11 protein-coding genes are annotated in these 12471 nt (G+C 34.4%); 9 read left to right on the plus strand and 2 right to left on the minus strand.

Translation table 11 applies throughout. The features are described from left to right. The first annotated feature begins 35 nt into the window (after positions 1-35). Positions 36-299 carry a hypothetical protein gene (locus tag F5ESL0225_RS00670; protein WP_122021182.1) on the plus strand — a complete coding sequence of 88 codons (264 nt, stop codon included), beginning with the start codon at positions 36-38 and terminating at the stop codon, positions 297-299. Positions 300-427: 128 nt separating this feature from the next. Here F5ESL0225_RS00670 and F5ESL0225_RS00675 read toward each other — a convergent pair whose 3' ends face one another. Beyond that, positions 428-763, minus strand: a complete 336-nt coding sequence (locus F5ESL0225_RS00675) for an aggregation promoting factor surface protein (protein ID WP_122021232.1) — start codon at positions 761-763, stop codon at positions 428-430. Positions 764-954: 191 nt separating this feature from the next. On the opposite strand from F5ESL0225_RS00675, the gene F5ESL0225_RS00680 reads away from it, so the two are divergent. Next, positions 955-3486, plus strand: a complete 2532-nt coding sequence (locus F5ESL0225_RS00680) for a M1 family metallopeptidase (RefSeq protein ID WP_122047660.1) — start codon at positions 955-957, stop codon at positions 3484-3486. A 59-nt stretch (positions 3487-3545) separates the two neighbouring features. On the opposite strand, the gene F5ESL0225_RS00685 is transcribed toward F5ESL0225_RS00680, so the two are convergent. Continuing rightward, the gene (locus F5ESL0225_RS00685; protein WP_122024356.1) at positions 3546-4757 is read right to left on the minus strand and encodes a L,D-transpeptidase family protein; all 1212 of its coding nucleotides are present in this window, start codon (positions 4755-4757) and stop codon (positions 3546-3548) included. Between the two features lie 93 nt (positions 4758-4850). Between F5ESL0225_RS00685 and F5ESL0225_RS00690 the strand changes: the two genes are divergently transcribed. From F5ESL0225_RS00690 to F5ESL0225_RS00720, 7 genes are all read left to right on the plus strand, one after another. After that, the gene (locus F5ESL0225_RS00690; protein WP_122021185.1) at positions 4851-5642 is read left to right on the plus strand and encodes a DUF4931 domain-containing protein; all 792 of its coding nucleotides are present in this window, start codon (positions 4851-4853) and stop codon (positions 5640-5642) included. A gap of 95 nt (positions 5643-5737) precedes the next feature. After that, a complete protein-coding gene (locus tag F5ESL0225_RS00695) occupies positions 5738-6352 on the plus strand; it encodes an ECF transporter S component (RefSeq protein ID WP_122047661.1) in 615 nt (204 codons plus the stop codon). A 122-nt stretch (positions 6353-6474) separates the two neighbouring features. Next, on the plus strand, positions 6475-7227 hold the full coding sequence (locus F5ESL0225_RS00700; protein ID WP_122047662.1) for an ABC transporter ATP-binding protein: 753 nt from the start codon (positions 6475-6477) through the stop codon (positions 7225-7227). After that, positions 7224-9029, plus strand: a complete 1806-nt coding sequence (locus F5ESL0225_RS00705; RefSeq protein WP_122047663.1) for an FtsX-like permease family protein — start codon at positions 7224-7226, stop codon at positions 9027-9029. The genes F5ESL0225_RS00700 and F5ESL0225_RS00705 overlap by 4 nt, the downstream gene beginning before the upstream one ends. Positions 9030-9409: 380 nt before the next feature. Then, the gene (locus F5ESL0225_RS00710) at positions 9410-10597 is read left to right on the plus strand and encodes an ABC transporter substrate-binding protein (RefSeq protein WP_122021189.1); all 1188 of its coding nucleotides are present in this window, start codon (positions 9410-9412) and stop codon (positions 10595-10597) included. A 30-nt stretch (positions 10598-10627) separates the two neighbouring features. Continuing rightward, the gene (locus F5ESL0225_RS00715; protein ID WP_122047664.1) at positions 10628-11506 is read left to right on the plus strand and encodes a branched-chain amino acid ABC transporter permease; all 879 of its coding nucleotides are present in this window, start codon (positions 10628-10630) and stop codon (positions 11504-11506) included. Between the two features lie 8 nt (positions 11507-11514). After that, the gene (locus F5ESL0225_RS00720; protein WP_122021191.1) at positions 11515-12468 is read left to right on the plus strand and encodes a branched-chain amino acid ABC transporter permease; all 954 of its coding nucleotides are present in this window, start codon (positions 11515-11517) and stop codon (positions 12466-12468) included. Positions 12469-12471: the final 3 nt, after the last annotated feature.

A 12471-nucleotide genomic window follows, 5' to 3' on the forward strand; every position in this document is an offset into this window, starting at 1 on the left:
TTATATACTTGAATCGAAAGAAAGGACATGATTTTTTGAAGCTAATAAAAATAAAAAAATTAACCGCAATTAATGGCTTACTAACTTTGACCAGTTTATTCATGTTGTTCTTTGGATTATGTGATCAAGTTAATGAGTCAAATCAATTGGTTCAAACTGACCAGTTAATTGCACTGACAAATAGTGATAATATAATTATTTTTACTGCGGTTATAGCATTAGTGATTTTTGGTTTTGCTTTTTTTGCGGGCTGGCTTAAGAGTTCGTGCAAGACTCGTTTATTATATGATAGAACTTAAGTATATTAGGAAGTTGTATTTAAATTAGTATAGTGCAACTTTTAGTTTGAAAAAGTAAAATTAAAAAGCAGGTTAGTAACTAACTAACCTGCTTTTTTTACTTAGGACAAATTAATATGAAAAATTTTTTAATACCAATGATGGATAAGCCAAAATCTTTTCGCATTAACCCATGACCCATAACGATTATATACATAATTATCGGCAATACGTTCTTGATTTTTAGGGGAATAGTTACCGCCTAAATATGCTAAATTAAGCTGGTATTTACCGTAACAAACGCCATTACGTGCATTGTAATTACCACCTGATTCGTGGCGGGCAATCCAGTTTTTAGCTGCCTTTTCTTTTTTAGATAATTTTTGTGCGGCTGCTACAGTTTGTATAGCAGTGTCCTTATGAGCTAATTCAATAATTGCAGTGCAGTTAACCGCTAAGGCTAAGGCTGTAATTAGTTTAAGCATAAATTTTTTACCTTTAATCAATTTGTCTTATACCTCACTAAGTAGTCTATTTAATACTACAGATACTATACCTAATTAATATTTCATTGCTGTTACAGAAAGAACACGCCTGCCTTACAATCCAGTTTTAATGATATTTAGATGTGATTTTGGTAAAATTTAGTAATAAGCTTTTTTCTAGGAGGTAAATTATGGCAACGAAACATTTTTATGAAACTTTTCATCCTGATCATTACGATTTATTCATTGATGTTAATCGAGAAAAGAAAACAATCGCTGGTACGTCAACAATAACCGGTGAAGTAATCGAAGATACTGTTTTAATCAACCAAAAGTATATGGAGGTTTCTTCAGTTAAGTGTGATGGTGCTGAAGTTCCATTTACAGTAAGTGATAAAGACGAAGCAATAAAGATTGACTTAGGTAAAAAAGGTAGCGTCAAGATTGAAATTGTTTATACTGCACCGCTAACAGATACAATGATGGGAATTTATCCGTCCTACTACATGATTGATGGTGTAAAGAAACAAATTATAGGTACCCAATTCGAAACCACAGCTGCGCGTCAAGCATTTCCCTGTGTGGATGAACCAGAAGCTAAAGCAACTTTTTCTTTAGCACTTAAGTATGATGAACACGAAGGTGAGACCACACTAGCTAACATGCCAGAAATAAAAGTCGAAAATGGTGTGCATTACTTTGAAAAATCTGTCAAAATGTCCAGCTATTTAGTTGCTTTTGCCTTTGGTGAATTACAATCTAAATTGACGAAGACCAAAGATGGTGTTGAAGTTGGTGTCTTTGCTACCAAGGCACACCAGGCTAAAGAACTGGATTTTGCTGTGGATATTGCTAAACGTGCAATTGAATTTTATGAAGATTTTTACCAGACTAAATACCCACTACCCCATTCATGGCAATTAGCTTTGCCAGACTTTTCAGCTGGTGCAATGGAAAATTGGGGCCTAATTACTTATCGAGAAGCAGCTGTTTTACTTGATCCAGATAATGCTACAGTTGAGCAGAAGTCTTATGTGGCAACGGTTATTGCTCATGAGTTGGCACACCAATGGTTTGGCGATTTGGTCACAATGAGATGGTGGGACGATTTGTGGCTTAATGAAAGTTTTGCAAACATGATGGAATATGTTTCAATAGATGCCTTAGAGCCTGATTGGCAAATCTGGGATAACGCATATCAAATTTCAGAAGTTCCCGCAGCGCTGAAACGAGATGCAACTGATGGTGTCCAATCGGTCCATGTTCAAGTTGAGCATCCCGCTGATATCGATTCATTGTTTGATGGAGCCATTGTTTATGCTAAGGGATCCCGCATGCTGGTAATGGTTAGGGCCCTGTTAGGTGATGATGCTTTACGCAAGGGACTTAAGTATTACTTTGACCAACATAAATATAGTAATGCAACCGGTGATGACTTATGGAATGCCTTATCAACGGTGACCGATTTAGATATTGGCAAGATTATGCATACATGGCTTGATCAGCCTGGCTATCCAGTTGTCAATGCACATGTTGATGAAAATGGACATTTAATTTTGCAACAAAAGCAATTTTTTATCGGTGAAGGTAAAGAAGTTGGTCGAACATGGGCAATTCCAATAAATGCAAATTTCAAAGCGCCACAAATTATGACGCAAACAGAACTTGACTTGGGTGAGTATAAAAAACTACGTGCAGAAGCTGGTCATGCTTTGCGGCTTAATGTCGGTAACAGTTCTCACTTTATCGTTAATTACGATGAAAAATTAATGGCCGATATTGTGGCCAATCTTGAACAGTTAACTGCAGTAGATCAATTGCAGCTATTGCAAGATTTAGGTCTTTTAGCTGAAGGGGGCCAGATTTCTTATGCTGAAATTGTGCCATTACTACCTAAATTTGCTACTTCAAAATCTTATATTGTTATTAATGCCTTATTTAATACCGCCCGTGAATTACGTAAGTTTACTAATCCGGGTTCTGACGAAGAGCAGAATTTAAAAGCTTTTTATAATCTTTTATCTGAAAAGCAAATTGCTCGTTTAGGTTGGCAATCAAATAATGATGTAGGCGATGACGCCTTAGTTCGTCCTTTAGCCCTATCAGCTGGCTTATATGCTGAAAATACGCAGGTTATTGAAGGCGGACATCAAATTTTTGCTAATAATAAAAATGATTTAGTTAAAATTGCAGCGTCTATTCGACCATATGTTTTAGTTAATGAAGTTAAAAATTATCGCAAGCAGGACTTAGTTGACCACTTGATTAATGAGTATCAAGTAGCAGTTGATCCTTATTATAAGGCAGATTTACTAGCCGCTATAACAGCTTCGCAAGATATAACAGATATCAACAAGATAGTGGCAGATTTTGAAAATGCGGATGTTATTAAACCACAAGATTTACGTTCTTGGTACTTTAATATATTAGCTAATGCTAAAGGACAGCAGGCTGCTTGGGACTGGTTGCGTAAAGAATGGTCGTGGTTGGAAAAAACAGTTGGTGGTGATATGGAATTTACAACTTATATTACGGTAACTGCTAGAGTTTTCCATACCGCAAATAGATTGCAAGAATTTACTAAATTCTTTGAACCAAAAATTAATCAACCAGGTTTAGGTCGTGAGATTCAAATGGATACTAAGGTAATTGCTACTAGGGTTAATTTAGTAGAACAGCAACAAGATGCTGTGAATAAGGTAATTAAAACGGTACTATCCTAAATAATTAGCTGGATAATAAAAAAGCACTATCAATTTGATAGTGCTTTTTATTATTAAATTTAATTGTAAATGATAACTGGTTCATGTTTGCTTATATTGCTCCATACGTGTTTGACTTCACTAGGTTTAATATTAACACAACCATGTGATCCACCACGTAAGTATGCTCTCTTACTCCAATCGCTACGCCAACTGGCATCATGAAAGCCACAACCACTTAAGGTGAATGGCATCCAATACTTAACTGGAGAAGCATATTTAGAGCCATCGTTGTTACGGCCACGTAAAGTTGCAGGAGATTGCTTATAATGAATGTACCAGACCCCTTCAGGTGTTACATTTGATTTGTTGCCAACTTTAGTTCCAGTAACAATGTCGTTTAAATGAACGGCAAGTTTACCATTTTTTACAACCCATAGTTCTTGTTTTTTTAAGGAAACTACAATATAGTTATTACCAATGCCATGATTAGTTTTACCGTATCCTAAACCATACGTGCTGTATCCTAAGCCATAAATATAATCTTTTCCATCTAAAGTTTTTGTCCCGTTTAAAAATGCCTGCTCAACAGCGGACTGGGCCTTCTTTACATAGATTCCCCAACCATAACTTTGATTTTTCACTGTAATTTTTTTACCAGATACTTGATTCCTAGTTGGGACAGCGAAGGTATAGTTTTGGTGGATTGTTGAAACAGCGCGGTCAATTTTATTTAGTTCAGCTACTAAGTTTTCGGAATTAGTAAAAGTATACTTCCCCTGCTTAAAGACGGCCTGATTAATTAGTTTTTTGGCTTCTAATTTATATGTTTTATTGGCAACTTTATAATTGACAATAGCGTCACTTACCGTTTGCATTTTTTTGTTAGCAGTATCTAACTCATTATTGGCAAATATGTAGTTCTGTTTACTCGGCATAGTAGTGTGTTGCTTTTTAAAAAAATTTGTTACTTGTTGTTTGTTAATTGTATCAATATTTGGGTCTCGTTCAGTGGAAACCTTGCCTTTTTCCAATACAATGACATTGTTTGCTTGTTTATTTATTTTTTTAGTAGCTTTGTTAATGGTTAACTTACCAACTTTTACGCCATAGATATTTACATTTGGATTAAAATGAGTCGTAGCAAACTTTTTAGCTTGCTCTTGTGCGGCAATATGGTTGTTATATGAAATAACTCCAAAAATAACGGCAAAGATTAATATAAATCCTGCCATGACTAAGTAAATATTATTGCGATTATTGTGTTTTTTTAGTTTTTTTCTTGATTGCATAAATTCACTCACTCTGTAAACATAATTTTCAAAAGTAGTCGCAAATACATTTTATCATCTATTGTAGTAGTAGTAAAACATTAGGAGGGAATAATGAAAGATACTGAGCCCTTAGTCTTTGATTTCAAACTTGCTCAAGGGAAACCTAATTCTTACCAAACAACGGTAATTAATGATAGTTGTCCATTTTGCAAAGTAGATAATTTAAAAGATATCTATGTTCAAAAAGGTGAAATGATTTGGCTGCACAATAAATTTCCCACTCTCCAAGATACAACGCAGACAATTATCATTGAATCTGGTGATCATTGCGGTGATATTACAACTTATTCGTGTAAGTATAACCGAGAATTGCTGAATTTTGCTTTAGAATGTTTTCGCGATATGAATAAACAACAGTTTAACTCAGTTTTATGGTATAAAAATTTTGGCCCTGCTGCTGGTGGTTCATTGGTTCATCCCCACATGCAAATTGTGGGACTAAAGCATAAAAATGGTTATAAATATATTTCAGCAAGTAATTTTAGTGGCATCTCATTATTTGCTAGTAGTCATGTAGAAGTAAATATTGCCACGCAGCCAGTTCAAGGATATATTGAAATAAATATAAATTTACTTAGTTTAGCAACAATTGATTTATGGGCTGATTGGATTCAAATAGCAGCAAAATATCTCTTAACTGAATTATCAAATGGACGGTGTAAATCTTATAATTTGTTTTTTTATCCCCGAAATGATAATGGTATATGTGCTAAATTAATTCCACGCTTTGTCACATCGCCTTATTTTGTTGGATACAAATTATCCCAAGTAGATGATAATGAAAAGCTGACCGAAGAAGCAGCAAAATTAAAAAAATTTTTTATTAGGAATCGGTCACATTAGATAAAGCGTAGTTTTTACTAAATATAATAAAATATGAGATTATTGTTGGTAAATTAAGTGAATTATGAATGATGTGATTATTTTGAGGAGAAAAAATGCAGAGAAAACAAACCAGAAATTTAGCAATTACTGCTTTATTTGTAGCAATTTTTTTGCTTCAAACTTTTGTGCCCAATATTGGTTATATTAGGATATTACCAGCCTTGCCGGCAATAACTACTGCCCCTTTAACAGTTGCTATTTATTCTTTATTAATGGGCCCCAGAGCTGGTGCCATCTTTGGCTTATTTTGGGGCGGACTTCGGCTTTGGTTAGCTATTACTCAACCAGGGGATATGGTCAGTTTGATGCTATTTCGTAATCCTATTATTGCAGTGCTTCCTAGTGTATTGGCTGGATTGTTTTCGGGTATGATTGGGCAGGCATTTGCACAAAAATCTAGCAGAATTAAAGAATTAAGTTATATAGGTGCCGGTGCGATAGCTTCTTTAACTAATACAATTATGGTTATTTTATTGACTAGTATTATTTTCATACCCAATTCTACCCAACTCATTGGTTATCTGGGGAATTTCGGCCGTAATATACCATTAATTGAGGTGCTGTTTCTTGCATTAGGTCTGAATGGGTTAGTTGAAATGATTTTTACGGCCATTGTAACGCCAATAGTTGTTTCACCGCTATTAAAAGTTTTACATCGGCTTAGTTAGTGCTTTAAAAATATTTTTTCAAAGGGTCTTTCACAAAAGAAAGGCTTTTTTTTAATTTATTGACAAATTTTACCAGTTATCTTATTGTATTAGATAAATAATACAATAATGAGGTGGAAATAATGACAATGATTCTACAAGTGGATCATGTGACCAAGGTCTATGGACAATCGGGTGAAAAACAATATCGAGCATTAAGACAAATTGATTTTACAGTTGATGCTGGTGAATTTGTAGCAATTATGGGGGCTTCTGGGTCAGGGAAAACCACTTTACTTAATATGCTGTCAACGCTAGATCAGCCTACTTCTGGTCATGTTTTTATTGACGGTCAAGATAATAGTGAACTTAAGGGCGATAAATTAGCCAACTTTCGTAGCCAGAAGATAGGTTTTATTTTTCAAGATTTTAATTTATTAGAAAATTTGACCAATGAAGAAAATATTGCCTTACCACTATCTCTGCAGGGGGTGACAGTTAAGCAGATTAATCTTTTGGTTGAACGAATTGCTACCAGATTGAAGATCAATCCAATTTTGGCTAAATATCCAGCAGAAATATCTGGTGGTCAAAAACAGCGAGTAGCAGCAGCTCGGGCTTTAGTACATAATCCGGCGATTTTGTTAGCTGATGAACCAACGGGTGCACTAGATTCAAAAAGTGCCAGAGAATTACTTGAGACAATGGCAGACTTAAACCAAAATGATCAAGTAACCACTTTAATGGTTACGCATGACCCATTTGCTGCTAGTTTTGCTAGTCGTATTTTATTTATTAAGGATGGAAAAATTGGTAATCAATTAGTTAAGGCTGATCAATCTCGAAAGCAGTTTTATCATTTATTAATTGATCAATTGGAAACAGGTGAATTATGATTTGGAAATTATCTTTAACAGGAATTAAGAAACGTTTTAAAGATTACTTAGTACTGTTTTCTGGTTTAATTGTTTCCAGCATGATTTTTTATATGTTCTTATCTATTGCCACTAATCCAGCTTTTCTTGCACATGATGTGAAAGTAGAAACGAGTATTGTAAAATTTATCTTTGCTTTTGGAATCATTCTTTTAGTACTTGTTACACTTTTATATTTAATTTATGCTAATTCATTTTTGCTGAGTATGCGTGAACATGATTATGGTATGTTTATGATGTTAGGTGCAAAAGGTAAGCGTGTCGGCTTAATTGTTTTTTTGGAAACATTTTTTACGGGCATCTTGGCTACGGGAATTGGAATCCTTCTTAGCTTTGGGTTAACATCAGTTATTAGCAACTTATTAATTAGTAAGCTTAAACTGGCAATTCTTCATTTTCAGGTAATATTACCAAGTGCTATTTTAGGAACAATAGGCTTCTTTATCGCTGTTTTCCTTTTTTGTTCTATAAGGAATGTTCATAAATTAATTCGTACGCCGCTTATTAGATTATTAACTGAGAATCAGCAGCCAGTTAAATTAAAAAGGCAACCACTAATTCGCCTAATTGAAACAATTTTAGGTATTATTTTATTAGCTGTAGGCTACCATGTTATGTCTTTGCCTTCTAGACAAGTTCATATCATTATTTCTACGGGATTCGTTACGATAGTTTCAGGTTCATATTTTATTTTTGCTGGCTTTTTCAATCTAATTATAACTTTTTTGAGTAGGAAGAAAAATTTTGCTTATCATGGTTTGCGTATTTTTACTTTGGGGCAATTGAAATTTCGTTTGTATGAGTATACGCGAATTTTAACTTTAATTTCGCTGCTTTTTGCGTTAGCCCTTGGTGCAATTACTGTGGGTTTAAATTTTGATACAGTAAAAGAAGTCGCTAAGCAAAGTACCTATTATGATTCAGTTGTAGTCAGCGGTAAGCCAGAAGTTAAAAAAGAAGTCGCTAAACTAAATATTCAGGCAAAACAAACTTATAATTATAAGGAAACAAAGCGATATCTTTATTTTAAGCAAACTCAGTTTAAAGATAATCCGCTTAAAGAGCTCAAATTTTATCTAAAAAATGAGCAGCCGTTATATAAAGTACAAAAATTACCGACACATGAATTAGCGCATTCGGGTACTGCTGCTAATAATAATCTGAAAGATATGTTAATTAATGGCAGCGAGAAAAAAATTCGCTTGGTTTCACAAACTAAATGGCAAAGGCTACAAGGTAAGCGTAGATTTATAACTTTACTGAATGTTAAAGATTTTGATTATGATTATCCAATATTATTGCGAATTCAAAAATTGCAGTTACATGAAAACCCAAAGTATTCCGCGATTTATGATAGAAGTAAGCCAAATAATTATCAGCTACTAATTAATTTAGCTAGTGGGTTTGAATTTATGGGCTTTTTCTTAGGGATTGCTTTTTTAACTATGCTTGCTTCGACTTTAATGTTTAAGGTTTTGAATGAAGCTAGTAGGGATAAGGCCCGTTATCAAATGTTAAATAAAATTGGAATTAGAAAGCAAATACTTAAACAGTCAATTAACTATGAAATTGGGACTTTATTTTTATTGCCAGCTAGTTTGGGAATAATCGACGTTTTGTTTGGTTTACAACTTTTCCGCAGTTTATTACCAGATCCGTATCATAATATCTGGCTACCATTTATAATTTTTGGCATTTTATACTTGTTATATTATCTTTTGACCGTCAAGTTATATAAAAAAGTGGTATTGGATTATAAATAAAGCGTATCTAAAAAGGTAACATATCATGTTACCTTTTTTAGATAGCAAAAAATAATTTAATATTTAAAAATAACTTGACAATATAATAATTATTACTTATAATTCTAAATATTAAATTAAAATTATTGGAGGTTACTTTAATGAAAACTAAATGTTTTAATATTCAACCAAACATTGGAGTAATTGCCATCATAAACTTAGTAGCCGTGTTGATTATTTGCTGTAGGACTTAATTCAAAAGAAATTACTAGTGTAGTTTAAGTTTGTTAAGTCCTTGTTTGCATTTTATGAATGGGGCTTAACTAACAAATTAATTAAGCCTCATTCAGTTCAATGAATGAGGTTTTTTGATGGCTAACAGTCAATAAAAAGGAGAAAAAATGAAAAAAATTAAAAGAATACTGGGTTTGATAACGCTAGCAGCCATGATGCTAACGGGTTGTAGTATTGCCAAAAACAATAACAGTAGTGGAACTCACCAAGACAAGGAGACAATTAAAATTGGTGTCAATATGGAACTGTCCGGCGCAACTGCTGGTTATGGAACTGCAGAAAAGCAGGGTATTCAATTGGCTGCTTCTGAGATAAATAAAGCTGGCGGAATTAATGTTAATGGGCATAAGAAAAAAATTAAGCTAATTATTCACGATAATAAATCTTCAATTGCTACGTCTGCTTCTGTAGGGACTCAATTGGCTACTAAAGATAAGGTAGCAGCAATTGTTGGCCCAGCAACCACTAATGCTGGTACAGCACAAATTCCTAATATTACTAAGGCGGCAGTTCCTTTTATTAGTCCATCTGCAACTGATCCAAGTTTTACCCTACAAAAAAATGGTAAAGTCCAGCCTTATGTGTTTCGGACTTGTTTTCAAAATAATATCCAAGGTGAAAATGCTGCCAAGTTTGTGACAAATAAATTAAAAGCGAAGAAAGTAGCAATCTATGCAGATAATTCAAGTGATTATGGTACTGGCTTAGCCAAAGCTTTTAAAGAAACATATAAAGGGAAAATAGTTGATAGTCAAACTTATTCAGCGGGCGATAAAGACTTTAATGCAGTGTTAACTTCTTTTAAGGCTAAAGGCATCGATGCTATTTATGTGCCAGGCTACTATACTGAAGTTGGTTTAATCATTAAACAAGCCCGGCAAATGGGGATTAAGGTACCAATTATTGGGGGAGATGGAATGGTCGACCCTAAGCTTGCGCAAATTGCTGGTGCGCAAAATGCAACTAATATCTATTACACTACACCGTTTTCAACCCGCTTAGCAGCAAAAAATCCAGTCGCAGTGAAATTTATGATTGCCTTTAAGCAGCGTTACAAGGTGGGGACTTCAGCTTTTTCAGCTTTAGCCTATGATGCGGTTTATATGATTAAGACGGCTATTGAAGAGCAAAAAGCTGATGATTCGACTAAGTTGACTAAAGGATTAGCTAATATAAAAGATTTCAATGGCGTTACAGGCAAGATTACAATTAATAAGACACACGATCCAGAAATGCCAATTGCAATTGAAGAGATGACTAATGGAAAAGTAAGTAATTCATTTAGTGTTAAGTAAGATTAAAGCAAAGTTAAAGGAGTGATTAGTTTGCAAACTTTTCTTCAACAAATTATCAATGCACTATCACTAGGATCAATCTATGCCTTGTTGGCCTTAGGGTACAGTATGGTCTACGGGATTATTAAATTAATTAATTTTGCTCACGGTGATATTTATATGCTTGGCGCATTTACAGCCTATTTTGTAATTAATATCTGGCACTTCAATTTTATGACTGCTCTTTTTGCAGCAATGGCAATTAGTGCACTTTCAGGGGTATTGATTGAGTATTTTGCTTATCGACCATTACGTAAATCACCGCGTATAGCAGTTTTGATTACAGCTATTGGAGTTTCCTTTTTACTTGAAAACGGAATGTCATATTTGGTGGGTTCAAACGCACGTAGTTTTCCACAAGTAATTGCCCAGGTTAACTACAGTATTGGGGGTATTTTAATCTCTAATATTCAGATTTTAATTTTAGGGATTGCTTTAATTTTAATGGTTTTATTGCAACTAATTATTAAAAAAACTAAAATGGGTCGCGCAATGCGGGCTGTTTCGGTTGATCCAGATGCAGCTGAACTAGTTGGTATCAATGTTAACCAGACAATTTCGTTTACTTTTGCATTAGGATCAGCATTAGCAGGCGCAGCCGGAATTTTAATTGGAATGTACTATAATTCAATTGACCCGCTTATGGGAATGACACCGGGCATTAAAGCCTTTGTAGCTGCTGTTTTAGGTGGGATAGGTTCAGTTCCAGGGGCAGCTTTCGGTGGCTTTTTAATCGGAATTTTAGAAACACTTTTCCAATCAGTTGGACTGTCTGCGTATAAGGATGCAGTTGTGTACCTAGTATTGATTGTAATTTTGCTCTTTTTACCAGCGGGTATTTTTGGCAAAAATATTAAAGAAAAGGTCTAGGTGGCAAGATGAGAGCAAATTGGAAATATATATTGTCATGGCTAATAATGATGATTGCCGGTTTTTACTTAATTAATATCTTAATTATGGTTGGCGTGATTGATAGTTTTATTGAGAATATGCTGGTAATGATTGGTATTAATATTATCTTAGCGACTGGACTTAACTTAATTATTGGTTTTAGTGGGCAATTTTCACTGGGGCACGCCGGCTTTATGGCAATTGGTGCTTATACTACTGCAATTATTACGCAACATTTTGACAGTGAATTGGGTTTTATTATCTCGCTTATCGTGGGAATAGTACTAGCAAGTATCATTGCCCTAATTGTAGGTACAGCAACTTTTATTCGACTCAAAGGTGATTATTTAGCAATCGCTACTTTAGGTGTGGCGGAAATTATTCGTAATATAATTAATAATTTAAAAATTACCGGTGGCTCAGCTGGGATGTTCAATATTCCCCCACTAAGTTCATGGCCAACCGTTTATATCATGGTTTGTTTAACAACAATTGTTTTATTAAACTTTATTCGTTCGCGAAATGGTCGAGCAATTAAAGCGGTACGTGAAGATGAACTTGCTGCCGAAGCAATGGGAATTAATACAACAAAGTGGAAAGTGGAAGCCTTTATTCTAGGTGGAGCTACAGCAGCGATTGCTGGCAGTATGCAAGCTGCATACGTTCAAACAATTTCTCCTTCTAATTTTGGTATTATGGAATCTATTTCAATTCTAGTAATCGTTGTTCTAGGTGGTGTAGGCAGTATGACGGGAACATTTTTAGCCGCGATTGTTTTAGGAATTTTGGATACAGTCTTACAAAATTTTGGTGCACTTCGGATGGTTATTTATGCTATTGCCCTTATTTTAATTATGCTCTTTAAGCCATCTGGACTTTTAGGTAACTGGGAATTTTCTTTTAAAAAAATTATACCGACTAATAAGAAAGAGAGGGACTAGGGC

The organism is Lactobacillus sp. ESL0225, from assembly GCF_003692905.1.
GTDB classification, from domain to species: domain Bacteria; phylum Bacillota; class Bacilli; order Lactobacillales; family Lactobacillaceae; genus Lactobacillus; species Lactobacillus bombicola.